The sequence below is a fragment of the Mesorhizobium sp. M0768 genome, assembly GCF_040320195.1.
Classification (GTDB): Bacteria; Pseudomonadota; Alphaproteobacteria; order Rhizobiales; family Rhizobiaceae; genus Mesorhizobium.
The window spans coordinates 1-15,089 of record NZ_JAMYPD010000048.1 but is presented as its reverse complement, the minus strand read 5'-3'; the positions used below and the strand labels follow the sequence as shown (position 1 = coordinate 15,089).

At 63.7% G+C, this 15,089-nt stretch carries 16 protein-coding genes; 8 read left to right on the top strand and 8 right to left on the bottom strand.

All coding sequences use genetic code 11. The annotated features are described in order from the left end of the window. Positions 1–10: 10 nt before the first annotated feature. Complete coding sequence (locus NKI08_RS31855; RefSeq protein WP_352775066.1) at positions 11–943, bottom strand: extensin-like domain-containing protein; 933 nt, start codon at positions 941–943, stop codon at positions 11–13. A 112-nt stretch (positions 944–1,055) separates the two neighbouring features. Beyond that, positions 1,056–1,481, bottom strand: coding sequence for a DUF3775 domain-containing protein (locus tag NKI08_RS31850; protein WP_023678354.1), 426 nt, complete (start codon positions 1,479–1,481; stop codon positions 1,056–1,058). Positions 1,482–1,719: 238 nt separating this feature from the next. On the opposite strand from NKI08_RS31850, the gene NKI08_RS31845 reads away from it, so the two are divergent. After that, positions 1,720–2,277, top strand: a complete 558-nt coding sequence (locus tag NKI08_RS31845) for a tetratricopeptide repeat protein (RefSeq protein WP_352541060.1) — start codon at positions 1,720–1,722, stop codon at positions 2,275–2,277. Positions 2,278–2,604: 327 nt separating this feature from the next. Continuing rightward, complete coding sequence (greA, locus tag NKI08_RS31840; protein WP_023719113.1) at positions 2,605–3,078, top strand: transcription elongation factor GreA; 474 nt, start codon at positions 2,605–2,607, stop codon at positions 3,076–3,078. A gap of 84 nt (positions 3,079–3,162) precedes the next feature. On the opposite strand, the gene waaC is transcribed toward greA, so the two are convergent. Genes waaC through rfaD form a run of 3 tightly spaced genes read right to left on the bottom strand, consistent with a single transcriptional unit; the run spans position 3,163 to position 6,067 of the window. Next, positions 3,163–4,146 carry a lipopolysaccharide heptosyltransferase I gene (gene waaC, locus NKI08_RS31835; protein WP_352775062.1) on the bottom strand — a complete coding sequence of 328 codons (984 nt, stop codon included), beginning with the start codon at positions 4,144–4,146 and terminating at the stop codon, positions 3,163–3,165. Continuing rightward, positions 4,143–5,144 carry a lipopolysaccharide heptosyltransferase II gene (gene waaF / locus NKI08_RS31830; RefSeq protein ID WP_352775059.1) on the bottom strand — a complete coding sequence of 334 codons (1,002 nt, stop codon included), beginning with the start codon at positions 5,142–5,144 and terminating at the stop codon, positions 4,143–4,145. Before waaF ends, waaC begins: the two co-directional genes overlap by 4 nt. Further along, positions 5,117–6,067 carry an ADP-glyceromanno-heptose 6-epimerase gene (gene rfaD, locus NKI08_RS31825; RefSeq protein WP_352775056.1) on the bottom strand — a complete coding sequence of 317 codons (951 nt, stop codon included), beginning with the start codon at positions 6,065–6,067 and terminating at the stop codon, positions 5,117–5,119. The genes waaF and rfaD overlap by 28 nt, the downstream gene beginning before the upstream one ends. Before the next feature lie 176 nt (positions 6,068–6,243). Between rfaD and NKI08_RS31820 the strand changes: the two genes are divergently transcribed. The 3 genes from NKI08_RS31820 to NKI08_RS31810 all read left to right on the top strand — a co-directional run bounded on the left by NKI08_RS31820 (position 6,244) and on the right by NKI08_RS31810 (position 9,077). Continuing rightward, on the top strand, positions 6,244–6,876 hold the full coding sequence (locus NKI08_RS31820) for a LysE family translocator (RefSeq protein ID WP_352683552.1): 633 nt from the start codon (positions 6,244–6,246) through the stop codon (positions 6,874–6,876). Between the two features lie 139 nt (positions 6,877–7,015). After that, positions 7,016–8,494 carry a D-glycero-beta-D-manno-heptose-7-phosphate kinase gene (gene rfaE1, locus NKI08_RS31815; protein WP_352775054.1) on the top strand — a complete coding sequence of 493 codons (1,479 nt, stop codon included), beginning with the start codon at positions 7,016–7,018 and terminating at the stop codon, positions 8,492–8,494. Between the two features lie 7 nt (positions 8,495–8,501). Continuing rightward, positions 8,502–9,077, top strand: a complete 576-nt coding sequence (locus tag NKI08_RS31810) for a D-sedoheptulose-7-phosphate isomerase (protein WP_023678348.1) — start codon at positions 8,502–8,504, stop codon at positions 9,075–9,077. Positions 9,078–9,380: 303 nt separating this feature from the next. On the opposite strand, the gene NKI08_RS31805 is transcribed toward NKI08_RS31810, so the two are convergent. After that, positions 9,381–9,857: an Lrp/AsnC family transcriptional regulator gene (locus NKI08_RS31805; protein WP_023678347.1), complete on the bottom strand. Its 477-nt coding sequence runs from the start codon at positions 9,855–9,857 to the stop codon at positions 9,381–9,383. A 255-nt stretch (positions 9,858–10,112) separates the two neighbouring features. Between NKI08_RS31805 and trxB the strand changes: the two genes are divergently transcribed. Together trxB and NKI08_RS31795 are read left to right on the top strand one after the other, a co-directional pair. Continuing rightward, complete coding sequence (trxB, locus tag NKI08_RS31800) at positions 10,113–11,087, top strand: thioredoxin-disulfide reductase (RefSeq protein ID WP_352469805.1); 975 nt, start codon at positions 10,113–10,115, stop codon at positions 11,085–11,087. Positions 11,088–11,185: 98 nt separating this feature from the next. After that, on the top strand, positions 11,186–12,082 hold the full coding sequence (locus tag NKI08_RS31795; protein WP_023678345.1) for a LysR family transcriptional regulator: 897 nt from the start codon (positions 11,186–11,188) through the stop codon (positions 12,080–12,082). A gap of 104 nt (positions 12,083–12,186) precedes the next feature. Here NKI08_RS31795 and NKI08_RS31790 read toward each other — a convergent pair whose 3' ends face one another. Beyond that, positions 12,187–12,831 (bottom strand): TetR/AcrR family transcriptional regulator, encoded by a 645-nt coding sequence (locus tag NKI08_RS31790; protein WP_352458407.1) that lies wholly within the window; start codon positions 12,829–12,831, stop codon positions 12,187–12,189. 121 nt (positions 12,832–12,952) lie between these two features. Between NKI08_RS31790 and NKI08_RS31785 the strand changes: the two genes are divergently transcribed. Continuing rightward, positions 12,953–13,705 carry an SDR family oxidoreductase gene (locus tag NKI08_RS31785; RefSeq protein ID WP_352469808.1) on the top strand — a complete coding sequence of 251 codons (753 nt, stop codon included), beginning with the start codon at positions 12,953–12,955 and terminating at the stop codon, positions 13,703–13,705. A 19-nt stretch (positions 13,706–13,724) separates the two neighbouring features. Here NKI08_RS31785 and NKI08_RS31780 read toward each other — a convergent pair whose 3' ends face one another. Further along, a complete protein-coding gene (locus NKI08_RS31780; RefSeq protein WP_352541068.1) occupies positions 13,725–14,222 on the bottom strand; it encodes a methyltransferase family protein in 498 nt (165 codons plus the stop codon). Positions 14,223–15,089: the final 867 nt, after the last annotated feature.

Genomic DNA, 15,089 nt, shown 5'->3' with positions numbered 1-15,089 from the left:
GCGGCCGGCGTCATTGGCAAAACGTGCCGCCATTGCGGCGCGGCTCGAGATCGAAATGGAGATGCAGCGAATGATCGGCATCGCTGCCGGGACCAAGCACGGTCTTGAACGGCCCGCAGGCCGCCTTGCGCACTGTGTCCAGGAATTTCGCGTCCTTTTCCGGCGGCGCCGGGCCGACATCGATCTCCTTCCCGTCCGAAAGCGTGAAGCTGGCGATGTCGAGCGCGTTGCCGAAGGCGTGCTCCGACAGTTTGCCGCCGGCGTGGCGCGGCCGGCAGACGAAGGCGGAGGCCTGGCCGATCGATTTGACATCCATGCCGAACTCGGCCTTTGCGGCAGGCTGGATGACCGAAGCAGCAAAGCGGGCGGCCGCTTCCGCCATCTGGCAATTGAGCTCTGGGTCCGGGCCGATGGCGATGGATTTGCCGAGCGTCTTCAGCACGATCGGGTAGGGGATCGAGCAACCGACCGCCGTATCATGCTCGGGCTTGCGCTCCTCGAAATCGACGCCCATCGACTTCAGCCGCCTGCGGCAGGCCAACTCCTCCGGCGGCATTTCTTTCCCGGCAATGGCGACCGATCGAGGATCTGGAAGGATTTTTTGCTCCGCCTTCTCGTCTGCCTCGGCGGGGTTTGGTGGCGCGACCGATGGGTTTGCCGGCGGCTCGGCCTGCGCCGGCTTTTCAGGCGGCTGCGGCGCGATCGCCGGCGGCTCCGGCTGCTCGGTCTTGGACTGGCCATTTTGGGGCTGATCGTTTTGAGGCTGACCGTCTTTGGGCCGCTCAGCCTCCGGAGCGGGGCGTGGTTCGGGGACCGGGATCTCGGTTGGGGATGGCGAGGTGGCTTCCCGGTTGAGCTGGGGAACCGGTGCGGTTTGCGGTAGTTCGGGCGCCTTGGCTAATGCAGGTCCCGCCAGCAGCGACGCCGCCGCAACGGCGAGCATCAGTCTGCACAATCCGGAAAAACCAAACGCCGCCATCAGCTCGCAACGGCCAGAATGCAGGGAAGTTGCCTTGGACGAAGGTTCGAGGCGATCACAATCGGTAACCGCGCCGTCACGCGCCGATCGCTTCCAGGCCTTCCTCGAGCCAGTCCGCCAGCAGCGGCATGCCGAGCAGATATTTTGCCGTGCGCTTGTTGGCGCGCTCGCGGGCGGCGGACAGCGCGTCCGTCCATTCCGTCGCGTCATAGTCGCCGCGGCCGACCCAGGCCAACGCAATCAGTTCGGCCGCTTCGTCGACATTGAGATCGTCGATTAGCTCGCGCAGTTCTTCTTCGGTGAGATCTTCGGAGCTTTCCTCGGCAAGGCCGTCATGATGGTGGTTGTCGTGCGCGTTGCCGTCGAGCTCTACCTCGTGCTCGGCGCCATCGGCATAGTCTTCGTTGACGGCGGCGCTGAGCGCCTTCGCCTTCAGGATGAACAGGCGCACGGTGTCGGGACCGATCGAAAGCTCCCAGTCTCGTTCAACGCGTTGCTGCACCGGCCGTCTCCCTGCTTCGTGCTCGGTCGGCCCGATGATAGCGGATTTGCAGCGCTCGTCACGTTATCTTGCGCGGCGGCGTTGATCGTGAAGCATGATTTCCGATGCCCTCTCTTCCCGGGATAAGATGGCCTTGCTGGGAGAGATCGCGGTTTTGAGATAGGATGGCATTTTCCGGGGGACGAAACGGCTCCGGCCGGTCGTTAGTGTTGCATTGTCAGGTTCAAAGGAGAGTTCGATGCGCAGACGATTGCTGATTTACGCCATGGCCATCGCCGCCCTGCCGCTGATTGCGGCTCCGGCGTTTTCGGCTGGTGAAGGCGGGGGAGGTGGTGGTGGCGGCGGCGGCAATGGCGGCGGCGGCCAGAGCCAGTGCAAGAAGGGGCAGGCGTGGGACAAGAAACAGAAGAAATGTGTCTCGCCGAAGCAAGGCATGCTGGATGACGACAGCATCTATGATGCCGGTCGCGCGCTGGCGATGGATGGACGCTATGACGAGGCGATCGCCGTGCTCAGCCTCGCCGCCAACAAGCAGGACCCGCGTATCCTCAATTATCTCGGCTATTCGCACCGCCATTCCGGCCGCGTCACCGTCGGCCTCGGCTATTACGAGGAAGCGCTGCGCATCGACCCGAATTACACGCTGGTGCGCGAATATCTCGGCGAGGCGCACCTGCAGATCGGCGATCTTGCCGGGGCCCAGGAACAGCTCCGCGAAATCGAGAAGCGCACGGGCAAGGGATCTCGCGAATACGGCATGCTGTCGGAGCAGATCGATCATTTCATGAGGAGCTGATCCTCCGGAACGCTGCTCATAACCGGCTGTGAGCGATCGCAGCCGGTTTTTGCTGTGCTGCACATGTTGGCCACAACCGAGATTTGGCATCACGGTACACGATACGATCTTGGAAACCCCCGCTTGACGTGGGGTCAGCCGTGCAATCGGCGGATGATTTTTCAAAAACCGACTTTTTGGACGTGAAAAACCCGCGAAGATTGCTATATCTTGCGAAATTGTGGTGAGACGGTTCCGTTAGCCCGAGGCTGCCGGACCGTTTTCTTTTTGTACCATCGACAAGGTCGCTCCCGATTGCGGGGGCGGCGGCAGGAAAGGTCAGGCATTATGAACAAGGTCCCGATGACAGGCGAGGGGTTCGCGTCATTGAAGGAAGAACTGCGCTGGCGCCAGCAACAGGAGCGGCCGCGTATCATCGAGGCGATTTCCGAAGCGCGCTCGCATGGCGACCTCTCCGAAAATGCCGAATATCACGCGGCAAAAGAGGCACAGAGCCTCAATGAGGGCCGGGTCAACGAACTCGAGGACCTGATCGCGCGGGCCGAGGTGATCGACGTCACCAAGCTCAGCGGCGACAAGGTCAAGTTCGGCGCCACCGTGGTGCTGGTCGACGAGGATACCGAGGAGAAAAAGACCTACCAGATCGTCGGCGACCAGGAAGCCGACGTGAAGTCCGGCCGCATCTCGATTTCGTCGCCGATCGCCCGCGCCCTGATCGGCAAGGAAGTCGGCGACGCCATCGAGGTCAACGCACCGGGCGGCGCTAGGGGCTACGAGATCGTCCAGGTGCAATTTATCTAGGGGATTGGCGCTGCTCTGCCTTCTCCCACAAGGGGAGAAGGGAAGGGGCAGCGCTGACCTTTCCGATTGAATTGATTGAGCAAATCAGCGGTCACCGGCCTGACCAAGCGTCTGGCGCTCCACAAGCCTCTCGGCTTCCGCCATCACCTCCGGCGGGGTGACGCTGTGACCGGGCCTGGCCAGCAGCGTCGATGAGAATGGCCCACGCGGGCCGGTCAGGCCAGGCTCGGTAGCGAGGAATATCGCCACCGTCGGCAGGCCGAAAGCGCTGGCGAGATGGGTCAGGCCGGTGTCGGCGCCGATGACCAGCGCCGAGCCGCCGATGACGGCGGCGATCTCGGCAAGCGGCGATCTGGGAAACACCACGGTTTGCGAAACGGCGCCGGCGATCGCTTCGGCAACCGCCTTTTCCCGGTCGTTCGACCAAGTGGTGACCGGCGTTATTCCCTTGTCCACCAGCAGACGGGCGGTTTCGATCCAGTCCGCGACCGGCCATTTCTTGTCGTCGCGGCTGGTGCCATGCAGCAGGAAGGCGGTCTTTTCACCGACAAGAATGGATCTTCCGGCCGGCGGCGCGATGCCGGAGTCAAGCCGGGAAAAATCCGGCTCGTAGCCGAGCGCCAGCCCGAACAGGCGCCTCGTGCGCTCGATGGCATGCAGGCCGCGCGGCACGGGATATCGGTGGTCGTAGAACAAGGTCGCCGACGGCTCCCGAGCGCTCGACCGATCGAAACCGGCGATCGGCGCCGCCGCCAGCCGCGCCACCAGCGCCGATTTCAGCAAGCCTTGCGCATCGAGAACGCGGTCGTAGCGGCAATCGCGCAAGGCGCGGCGCAAGCCGATCACTTCCCGCCATGTGCCGGGCTCGAGCAGCTTCCTGCGCCAGCGCCGGATCGCCACGCTGTGGATGGTTTGGATGGCTGGATGCAGCGCCACAATCCCGGCAAATGCCTCTTCGACACACCAGTCGAAGGAGATATCCGGCTGAGCGTGGCGCGCGTCCTCGATCGCCGGGAAGGTGTGGATGACGTCGCCCATGGACGATGTCTTGATGATCAGCACTTTCATGCGGCGGCCGGCAGCAGCCGCTCCGCCGCCGCCACGACGCGTTCGACCTCCAGCGTCTTCAGGCAGTTGAGATGACCGAGCGGGCAGATTTTTTTGTGACAGGGCGAACAGGACAGGCCGAGCCAGACCAGTTCGCGGCGATCGGCGAGCGGCGGCGTGTTCTCAGGCGAGGTCGAGCCGTAGACGGCGACGACCGGCGTGCCGACGGCGGCGGCGACATGCATCAGCCCGCTGTCGTTGGAGACGGCAAGCCTCGCCGCCGCGATCAGGTCGATGGCATCCTCGAGCCGCGTCTGGCCGGCAAGATCGACGGCGCCCGGAGCCAGCGCGGCGATTTCAGCCGTCACCTCAGCGTCGTTCTTCGATCCGAACAGTACCACGCCAAACCCTTTCGCCATCATCTCGCGGGCGAGCCCGGCATAGTGTTCGCTCGGCCAGCGCTTGGCCGGACCGAATTCGGCGCCGGGCATGAGTGCCACGAATTTCCCCGCCGTCAGCCCGAAACGACCGAACAATGCTGCCTGGTTGGCTTGATCGACGGCAAGCTTCGGCGCCTGGAACGCGCCGCCACGTGCAAGGCTGAAATAGGCCTGGGCGGTGCGCCGTTTCAGGCGATCGGGCAAGGGCACGATGTCGGTCAGCAGCCCGTAGCGCATTTCCTTGAGATGGCCGACACGGCGCGGAATGCCGGCAAAGAACGGGATCAGCGCCGATTTCCAGCTTCCCGGCAGGACAAAGGCCATGTCGTAGCGGCCGCGCAGCAGGCGGCCGAAGCGCCTTCGGATGCGGAATTCGAATGCGCCGGATTGCAGCGGCAGGTCAATCTGCTGACGGATTTCGGGCATGCGCTTGACCAGCGGTGCTGCCCATGCCGGCGCCAGCACATCGATGGCGGCATCCGGATGAAGCTCCCTCAGCGCCTGGAATAGGCACTGCGCCATCACCATGTCGCCCACCCAGCGTGGGCCGATCACGAGGATCGTTGGGCTTTCAGCCATTCGACATAGTCTCTGACGCCGGTTTCCACTGTGCGGAACTGGCCATTGTAACCGGCTGCGCGCAAGCGGGACATATCAGCTTGCGTAAAGCTCTGGTAGCTGCCCTTGAGGTGGTCGGGAAACTCGATGAATTCGATCTGGCCCTTGCCGAGCGTATCGATCACCGTCTCGGCAATGGCGCGGAACGGCTGGGCCTTGCCGGTGCCGCAGTTGAAGATGCCGCTGGAACCGCGTTTCCACAGCCACAGGTTGACGTCGGCGACATCGCCGACATGGATGAAGTCGCGGCTCTGCTCGCCGGGCCCGAAACCGCCATAGGCGCCGAACAGCTTGGGATTCTGCCCTTGCTCGACCTGGTTGAACAGATGGAAGGCGACAGAGGCCATGGCGCCCTTATGCGCCTCGCGCGGTCCATAGACGTTGAAATAACGCAGGCCCGCGACCGGCGAGTGATCGGTATCGAAAACGGTGCGGCGGACATAGTCGTCGAACAGTTTTTTCGAATAGGCATAGACGTTCAGCGGCCGTTCGCATTGCGGCTCCTCGCGGAACTCGGCGCCGCTGCCATAGACCGAAGCGGACGAGGCATAGAGGAAGGGCAAGCGCAGGGCCAGGCAGGCGTGCAGCAGGCGCTTCGAATAGGCGTAGTTGACCTCCATCATGAACTTGCCGTTCCATTCGGTGGTGGTCGAGCAGGCGCCCTGGTGGAAGACGGCCTCGATGCGGCCGAGGTCACCGGCCTCCATCCGCGCCAGAAAATCGTCCTTGTCGAGATAGTCGGCGATCTCGAGATCGGCGAGGTTTGCGATCTTGTGGCCGTCGGTGAGGTCGTCGACGACGAGGATGTCGCTGAAACCCTCGGCGTTGAGCGCGGCGACGATGTTGGAACCCATCATGCCGGCGCCGCCCGTGACGATGATCATGAAAGCCTCTGGTACCTTGTGCCGGTTGTAGCCCTTGTGGGATTCTGGCCTTATAGGGGAGGCGGGCCGGGCTGTCGACAAAGCAGGTGGCTGGGCGGCCGGATGAGCGCCATAGTGGCGCCGCAAACGTCACGTTTCAGTCGGCCTGCCGGCCGACCGGCGACAGGAGCAAGGTAATGCCGTCAACCGAACTGCTTGTCGCCTTTTTCGCCACCACGGCGATCTTCGCCTATATCCCCGGTCCCGCCATGCTCTATGCCGCCGCGCAAACCATGGCGCGCGGCCGCTGGTCCGGCCTGATGGCGGCGCTCGGCATCCATCTTGGCGGCTACGTTCATGTCTTCGCCGCCGCTGTCGGCCTGTCGGTGCTTTTCCATGCCGTGCCGGTGCTTTACATGGCGGTCAAGCTGGTCGGTGCGCTGTATCTGGTCTGGCTCGGTGTTTCGCTGTTTCGCGCCAAGGCGCAAGGCGACGTTGTCTTGCCGGGAATTCAGCCGAAATCCGCCCGCCGCGCCTTTTTCGAGAGCGTTGCCGTCGAGGTGCTCAACCCAAAAACGGCGATTTTCTTCATGGCGTTCCTGCCGCAATTCATCGATGCCTCGGCAGCGTTTCCGGTCTGGCTGCAGTTCGTCGTGCTTGGAACAATCGTCAATTTGATGTTCTCGTCGGCCGACATTGTTTGCGTGGTGCTGGCCGGCGCGGTGATCGCCAGGCTGCGGCAGTCGAGCCGGGCGCAGCGCCTGATGCGGCGCGCCGGCGGTGCGGTGCTTGTCGGACTGGGCGTGCATGTCGCGTTGCAGAAAAGCTGACGCATTGTCGCGCCGCCGCGATCGGTCGAAGGCCTGCCGTTGCGTCGGCTGAAATTGCGGTATATCGGCATCGCCATGAACGGCCGGCCCTGCCAATCGAATCCCCCGTCACTGAAAATCGGCTCTCCCACGCGTTGACATGATCAAGCTGCCCTCTCCCGAACCTCTTCACCGCGCCATTTCGCGCTTCGGCAGCGCCACCGTGCTGGTGGTCGGCGATTTCATCCTCGACCGTTTCGTCAACGGCGTGATCGAGCGCATTTCGCCGGAAGCGCCGATCCCGGTGCTGCACGGGCGCGGCGAAACGCTGGCGATGGGCGGCGCCGGCAATGTCGTCGCCAATATCGTTTCGCTCGGCGCTGCCGTCATACCGGTCTCGGTGATCGGCGCTGACGAGGCCGGCAAGAACCTCATGCGCATGCTCGGCGACTTTGGCGTCGACGCCGGCGGGCTGGCGCAGGATGCCGATCGCATGACGTCGTCCAAAAGCCGATTCAGCGCGCTCAACCAGCAGGTGCTGCGTTTTGACGAAGAGGAAATCAAGCCGCTGGGCGATGCCGAGCGCGCGACATTGGTCGGGCATTTTCGCGAAGCGCTGGCACGCGCCGACATCGTCATTCTGTCCGACTATGGCAAGGGCGTGCTGCTCGACGGCGTCGCCGGCGAGCTGATCTCGATCTGCCGGGAAGCGGGCAAGCCGGTGCTGGTCGACCCGAAGGGCCGCGACTATGCGCGTTATGCCGGCGCGACGGCAATCACGCCCAACCGCAAGGAACTCGGCGAGGCGGTCGGCCGCGCAGTGTTTGCCGACGACGAAATCGAGGCGGCGGCGCGCCAGCTGATTTCGGCGCACGGTTTCGATTTCGTCGTCGCGACGCGCAGCGAAAAGGGCATGAGCGTCGTCGGTGCGGATGACGCCCGCCATATCGCCACGCAGGCGCGCGAAGTGTTCGACGTTTCGGGTGCCGGCGACACGGTAATCGCGACCTTCGCGCTGGCTCTTGCAGCAGGGGCTGATCGTGCCATGGCCGGATCGATCGCCAACGCCGCCGGCGGTGTTGTCGTCGGCAAGCGCGGCACGGCGCGGCTGACGATCGAGGAACTCACCGGTGCGCTGTTTCGCTCGCACGGTCCGGTCGCCCACCTGGATGCGATCCTCGATGCCGCCGCCGCCGCGCGGCTGGTGGCGGGCTGGAAAGACGAGGGCTTGAGCGTCGGCTTCACCAATGGCTGTTTCGATATCCTGCATGCCGGCCATGTCAGCCTGTTGCATGCGGCGCGCAGCCAGTGCGACCGGCTGGTGCTCGGCCTCAACAGCGATGCCTCGGTGCGCCGGCTGAAAGGGCCGGGGCGCCCGGTCAACGACCAGCATGACCGGGCCTGCGTGCTGGCAGCACTTGCCTCGGTCGACGCCGTCGTCATCTTCGAAGAGGATACGCCGCTTTCGCTGATCGAGGCGCTGAGCCCCGACATACTGGTCAAGGGTGCTGACTATACGGTCGATCAGGTGGTTGGCGCCGATGTCGTGCAGAAGGCCGGCGGGCGCGTCGTGCTGGTCGACCTCGTCGCCGGCAAGAGCACGACCGGCACTATCGGCAGATTGCGCGCCGGGAACTGAGGGTTTCATGTCCGAACTGAACGATTACCTGGCGCGCTCGGCGGCCGCGATTTCGGCGATGGTCGAGCGCGACCTGACCAGCGAGATGGAGCGGGCGGTCAGCGCCGTCGTCGCCGCGCTTTCGCAGGGCAAGGCGCTGCTGATAGCAGGCAATGGCGGTTCGGCCAGTGACGCCATCCATATCGCCGGCGAGCTGGTCGGCCGCTTCCTCAGGGAGCGCAAGGCCTACAACGTCATCGCGCTGCCGGCCAACGCGGCGGTGCTGACCGCCTGGGGCAATGATTACGGCTTCGACACGGTGTTTGCGCGCCAGGTCGAGGCGCATGGTTCGGCGGGCGCCGTGCTGCTCGCCATCTCGACCAGCGGCAATTCGCCAAGCATCCTCGCCGCCGCCCAACAGGCGCGCATGATGGGCATGACGGTGATCAGCCTGACCGGCGACACCGGCGGCAAGCTGAAGCCGCTCTCCGACATCCTGCTCAACGTACCCTCGACCTCGACGCCGATCATCCAGCAGGGGCATTTGTGCCTCTACCACCATTTGTGCGAAATGGTCGAAACGCGCCTCTGCGACGCAGGGTGATCCTCGAACTCTCAGGACCTGGGTTCCTCGCCCTCCGCGAAGCGGCCGGAGAGGGGGCTTCGTAGAGCGCGGTTCCCCTCTCCGTCTCGGCTTCGCCGAGACACCTCTCCACACTTTCGTGGGGCGAGGAACCCAAGCTGGCATGAAGCCGCATTCTAACGCTGAAGGCAATTTTGTTCTTGCTTTGTGCCGGCAGCTATGCTACTAATTTGGATATGGTGATGATTTCCACCGACGATCCCGCCCGCCGAGGCGGGTTTTTTGTTTCCGGGTTTTTGTTTCGCAGCCGCTTTGCCTGCTCTCTTAAGCCGAAAACGCCACCAGCCCTTCGTCTTTGACCCGGCGGATGGTCAGCGCGGTTCGCACCGTATCGACATTGGGGGCCGAGGCCAGTTCCTCGATGACGAAGGTCTGGAAGGTGCCGAGATCGCTTGCCACGCAATGTAGCAGGAAATCGGACTCGCCCGACACCATCCAGGCGTCGCGCACGATCGGCCAGCCGCGGGTGCGCTCGGCGAAGGTCTTGAGTTCGGCGTCGGCCTGGTGATGCAGGCCGATCAGACAGAAGGCGACGACGTCGAGGCCGAGCGCCGGAGCGTTGAGCAAAGCGCGGTAGCCGCGGATGATGCCGGCCTCTTCCAGCCGCCTGACGCGGCGCAGGCACGGCGGCGCCGAAATGCCGACGCGGCTCGACAGTTCGACATTGGTCATGCGTCCGTCCTGCTGAAGCTCGCGCAGGATCTTCCAGTCGATGGCATCGAGATCGGCCTTGATCGGCATGGTGGCTTCCGTGGTGACGCGAAAGAATCTTTCGCGACTTTGTAGTTAAACGACTTTGCTGTCTATTCCATCCGCTGGATCGAGGATTTTCGCATCATCTTGCTGCGGGTTGCTTGTCGCCGTCGCCGGCGCCGAAGCTTTCCGGGGACGAACGGCAACTTGCCTTGCTGGCGTCGCAGGCAACACTTACATTACGCGCAACAATCGACGAGAGTTCATGCCACAATCCATGGCTGCTCCCCGCAGAGGTTTTTCATGATCACCAAGCACGCGCCTGTTCTCATCATCGGCTCCGGCCCCGCCGGCTATACGGCGGCGATCTATGCCGCCCGCGCCATGCTCAAGCCGATGCTGGTCGCCGGCCTGCAGCAGGGCGGGCAACTGATGATCACCACCGATGTCGAAAACTATCCGGGCTTCGCCGAACCGATCCAGGGTCCATGGCTGATGAGCGAGATGCTCAGGCAGGCCGAGCATGTCGGCACCGACATCGTCAACGACATCATCACCGAGGTCGACCTCAACGTGCGGCCGTTCCGCGCCAAGGGCGATTCCGGCACGATCTATACCGCCGACGCGCTGATCATCGCCACCGGAGCCCAGGCGAAATGGCTGGGCATCCCGAGCGAACACACCTTCATGGGTTTTGGCGTCTCGGCCTGCGCCACCTGCGACGGCTTCTTCTACCGCGGCAAGGACGTCGCGGTGATCGGCGGCGGCAATTCGGCGGTGGAGGAAGCGCTCTATCTCTCCAACCTGGCCAAGAGCGTCACCGTCATCCACAGGCGCAGCGATTTCCGCGCCGAGCGCATCCTGCGCGAGCGGCTGCTGCGGAAAGACAATGTCCGCATCATCTGGGACACGGTGGTCGACGAGATCACCGGCAGGCCCGGCAAGGCGCCGCTGCCGCCGTCGGTCGAAGGGCTGAAGCTGCGCAACGTGGTGACCGGGCAGGAGATGCATCTGGTGGTCGACGGCGTGTTCGTGGCGATCGGCCACGCGCCGGCGGTCGAGCTGTTTGCCGGCAAGCTGAAGCAGAAGCCGAACGGCTATCTGTGGACGGCGCCGGATTCGACCCGCACCGATATGCCGGGTGTGTTCGCCGCCGGCGACGTGACCGACGACATCTACCGCCAGGCGGTGACGGCGGCCGGTCTCGGCTGCATGGCCGCGCTCGAGGCGGAAAAATATCTGGCGGGGATCGAGGTTCACCGCGAAGCGGCGGAGTGATTGTTCGATAAGCGGCTGAGAAAAGCCGCGCAAAAGCCTGATTTTTCATTCAGACGCCGAAAACAGGCGGACGCCAGAAAACAGGACGAGGGGAAATCATGGCGTTGGATTGGGACAAGCTACGCGTGTTTCACGCCGCGGCGGAAGCGGGGTCGTTCACCCATGCCGCGGAAACACTGCATTTGTCGCAATCGGCGATCTCGCGGCAGGTCAGCGCGCTCGAGCATGACGTCGGCGTGCCGCTGTTCAATCGCCATGCCCGCGGCCTGGTGCTGACCGAGCAGGGCGAGATGCTGTTCCGCACGGCGCACGACGTGCTGATGAAGCTCGAAACCATCAAGTCGCGACTGACCGAAACCAAGGACCGGCCCTCCGGCGTGCTCAGGGTGACGACCACGGTCGGCCTCGGCGCTGGCTGGCTGACAGAGCGCGTGCAGGAATTCATCGAGCTCTATCCCGAGGTCAGCCTGCAGCTCATCCTGGCCAATGAGGAGCTCGATCTCACGATGCGCCAGGCCGACTGCGCCATCCGGCTGCGCCAGCCGCAGCAGCCGGACCTCATCCAGCGCCGCCTGTTCACCGTGCATTTCCATCTCTACGCGGCGCCATCCTATGTAAACAAATATGGCAAGCCGAATTCGATCGCCGAGCTGAAAACCCATCGCATCGTCACCTTCGGCGTGCCGGTGCCGGCGCATCTGTCGGAACTGAACTGGCTGGAGACGGTCGGCGATTTCGAAGGCGGGCAAAGGGTGCCGACGCTGCAGATCAACGACATATTGTCGATCAAGCGGGCGGTGCAGGGCGGCGCCGGCATCGCCATGCTGCCGGATTACGTGGTCAGCAAGGATTCCGGACTGGTGCAGTTGCTGCCCGAGACCGAAGTGCCGTCCTTCGATACCTATTTCGCCTATCCCGATGCGATGAAGAACCAGGCGAAGCTGCATGTCTTCCGCGATTTCATCATCGCCAAGGCGCGCAGCTGGTCGTTCTGATTTAATGCATGTCGCGCAAAAGCGTGCAGCGGTTTTGCGATAAGGACATGCATCAAACAAGAACCTAAAGCGCGTCGCATCAGGTCGGTCGAACGCAACGCGCTTTAGGAACGCGTATCCGCCAGCGTGCTGGCGCCGTAGCGCAAACCGTCGACCAGCAGGGCAACCATGCGCCGCGCCTGGGCAGGGCCGCCGCCATGTGCCGGCATGGCAAGGCTGGCGGCCGCGCCCAACAGGTCGCCCGGCTCGATATCGGCGCGCACCTCGCCGGCCGCGGCCGCCGCCTCCAGCAATGTTTGAAGCGCGGGCCGGAGCCGTTGGTTGAAATAGGCAGGCAAAGTGTCGAATGCCGGATTGCCTGAGTACAAGGCTGCCGCGAGGCCGCGTTTTGCCGTGATGAAATCCACATAGCGCTGCATCCACAGGGCCAGCGCTTCACCGGGCTCATGCTTTCCGGCCAGGATCGGCGCGGCGTCCGCACAGGCGTCAACCTCGTTGCGGAAGACGGCCACGATCAGGTCCGAGCGCTGTGGAAAATGGCGGTAGACGGTGCCGACGCCGACGCCAGCCTTTTCCGCGATCTCTCGCACCGGAGCCTCCACGCCGGAGGTCGCGAACACCGCCATGGCCGCCCGGAGCAACGCGTCGATGTTGCGCCGTGCGTCGGCGCGCACGTGGCGATCCGCGCGGTCGCGGGGTTCCAGACCATCGCCTTGATCCGTTTTGCCGTTCGGCGTTTTTTCGCCCATCAAATTACCTCTTGCAAACGGAACCTTGTTCCGGATATATGTGGAACGTGGTTCCGTTTGACTTGTATCTAGCACGGCAAAGCGGTGTTGGCCACACATCGGTGCACAAAAGGAGATTACCATGCAGGACAAACCCGTCGCCCTGGTCACCGGGGCCAACAAGGGCATCGGTCTTCAGATCGCCAAGGACCTCGCGGCGAACGGCCTTACCGTGCTCGTAGGATCGCGCAGGCTCGAGCATGCCGAGGCAGCCGCAAATAGCATCGGAGAGGATGCCCACGCCCTGCAGCTCGACGTCACCGATCAGGCGTCGATCGCCGCCGCGGCAGAGCGCATCCGCATCGAACTCGGCCGCCTCGACGTGCTGGTGAACAATGCCGGCATCTCCCATGCGGGAAAGCCGGGCAGGCCGCTCGAGGAGATCATCAATTCGGGCCGCCCGAGCATTGCCTCCCTCGACGACGTACGCGCCGTATTCGAGACGAACGTGTTTGGCATCGTCGCCGTCACGCAAGCGATGCTGCGGCTCCTTCGTGAGGCGCCGGCGGCGCGTATCGTCAACGTATCGAGCGGCGCCGGCTCGCTGACATTGAACGCGGATCCGGCCTTTCCGTACCGCACGTCGTTTGGCGCCGTCTACAACCCGTCGAAGACGGCCGTCAACGCGATGACGCTCGCCTTCGCCATCGAGCTCGAGGAGACCGGCATCAAGGTCAACGCTGCGTGCCCGGGCTACACCGCGACGGAGCTCAACAACTTCGAAGGTCCGCGCACAGTCGAACAGGCCGCGCGGGAGCCCGTGCGCCTCGCGCTTCTCGACGCGAACGGTCCGACGGGCACGTTCTCGAACGAGGACGGCCCGCTGCCGTGGTGACGCAGCGTTGGAGCCTGCGTCAGCCGCGCCAAGGTGTCAGGCGGGGCAGCCAGCCTGGTACGGCACGGCGGTAGGCCTCGTATTCGTCACCGTAGCGGCGGGCAAGCGTCGGTTCCTCGTATAGTCTCACGAAGGAGATCATGGCGGCCGCGGCGATGACTAGATAGGCGGCGACCGTCCAGCTCGAAAACAGCAGTGCCTGGCCGAGGACGATCGACAGCACGGCGACGTACATCGGATTGCGGACATGGCGGTAGATGCCGCCGACGACCAGCCTCTCGGTCGGCGCGACCGGGGCGGGCGTACCCCGACCCTCCAGGGCAAACCGGGCAAAGGCGTGCAGCAGTATGGCTGTGCCGGCGACAACCAGCAGCCAGCCCACAGGAACGAAACCGGGCAGTCTCGACCAGGGCAGGCGATAGCGATCGGTCAGCAGCCAAGGCAACAGTCCGGCGACCACGCCGGGCGCTACAGCAAGAAAGATGACGCTGCCGGCGATCGCCGAAGTGGCTCGCATATAGCTCTCCTTACGGGCGCGGCCTTGAACGGTCTCCTGCAACGCGCTTCAGGTCTTGTCCGGCACGTAACCCAAGCCGCCGCACCTCAGGTCAAGCTCGATGGCGGGCTTTTGGGCGGCATGCACCAGCAAGGTCTGCCTGCCGAAAAAACAAACGCGTGCTGCACGATTCCACGTCATCCTGCGTTTTTCGACTTTCCGAGCAGGAATCGCTGCTGATTCGCAGCCGCGGATCGATTTTTGCCTTGCCGCAGGCTGTATTTCAGCGATTCAACTGGTCCTATTGCGCTTCGGGACGGATTAGACCACAGCCGGCGCCTTTTTGCATGTGAGTGTTGCAAAATAGATGCTTGTTTCTTGGGCATGAAGAGCACATATATAGATCATCTCCTGAGCGCGTTCTCCTCCCATTAGCGCTCTCGAGTGTTCCCCTCTGGAGGTTAGCCTTAACAGGCACTTCCAATCAAACTCAGCCGGGTCTTCATTGATCCGGCTTTTTTGTTGCCCGAAACCAACACATCGCCAGAAAATCGGCCGGAACGGTCGCGTAACAGTGACATGTAACCTCGGGTAACATGCCGCGGGCGCGCCAAATCGATTAAGCAGAGCATAGGACGCGGTGTGGCTCGTCCGGGGGATGGGGGCATCACTCGGACGACCCGGGCTCAGGCAGCTACCGCGTCCGAACCTTCCTCCGCCAAAACACCGGCGGCAAGCATGCGGCGGACCTGCCGTTTCGCCTCCCACGAAGACGGTCCGCAAGAAACGGGGCCCCGGGGAGACAGGGGCCGGGTTAAGGTGTGGCGGACAGGCACCGGACGCGGGGCATGACGGTGCGGTTAGCGCAGGGGGGCCCCACCCCCGCCG

Coding starts and splice junctions, on each gene's coding strand:
- NKI08_RS31855 (WP_352775066.1), bottom strand. CDS start 943: ATGCTCGCCGTTGCGGCGGCGTCGCTGCTGGCGGGACCTGCATTAGCC.
- NKI08_RS31845 (WP_352541060.1), top strand. CDS start 1,720: ATGCGCAGACGATTGCTGATTTACGCCATGGCCATCGCCGCCCTGCCG.
- greA (WP_023719113.1), top strand. CDS start 2,605: ATGAACAAGGTCCCGATGACAGGCGAGGGGTTCGCGTCATTGAAGGAA.
- waaC (WP_352775062.1), bottom strand. CDS start 4,146: ATGAAAGTGCTGATCATCAAGACATCGTCCATGGGCGACGTCATCCAC.
- waaF (WP_352775059.1), bottom strand. CDS start 5,144: ATGGCTGAAAGCCCAACGATCCTCGTGATCGGCCCACGCTGGGTGGGC.
- rfaD (WP_352775056.1), bottom strand. CDS start 6,067: ATGATCATCGTCACGGGCGGCGCCGGCATGATGGGTTCCAACATCGTC.
- NKI08_RS31820 (WP_352683552.1), top strand. CDS start 6,244: ATGCCGTCAACCGAACTGCTTGTCGCCTTTTTCGCCACCACGGCGATC.
- rfaE1 (WP_352775054.1), top strand. CDS start 7,016: ATGATCAAGCTGCCCTCTCCCGAACCTCTTCACCGCGCCATTTCGCGC.
- NKI08_RS31810 (WP_023678348.1), top strand. CDS start 8,502: ATGTCCGAACTGAACGATTACCTGGCGCGCTCGGCGGCCGCGATTTCG.
- NKI08_RS31805 (WP_023678347.1), bottom strand. CDS start 9,857: ATGCCGATCAAGGCCGATCTCGATGCCATCGACTGGAAGATCCTGCGC.
- trxB (WP_352469805.1), top strand. CDS start 10,113: ATGATCACCAAGCACGCGCCTGTTCTCATCATCGGCTCCGGCCCCGCC.
- NKI08_RS31795 (WP_023678345.1), top strand. CDS start 11,186: ATGGCGTTGGATTGGGACAAGCTACGCGTGTTTCACGCCGCGGCGGAA.
- NKI08_RS31790 (WP_352458407.1), bottom strand. CDS start 12,831: ATGGGCGAAAAAACGCCGAACGGCAAAACGGATCAAGGCGATGGTCTG.
- NKI08_RS31785 (WP_352469808.1), top strand. CDS start 12,953: ATGCAGGACAAACCCGTCGCCCTGGTCACCGGGGCCAACAAGGGCATC.
- NKI08_RS31780 (WP_352541068.1), bottom strand. CDS start 14,222: ATGCGAGCCACTTCGGCGATCGCCGGCAGCGTCATCTTTCTTGCTGTA.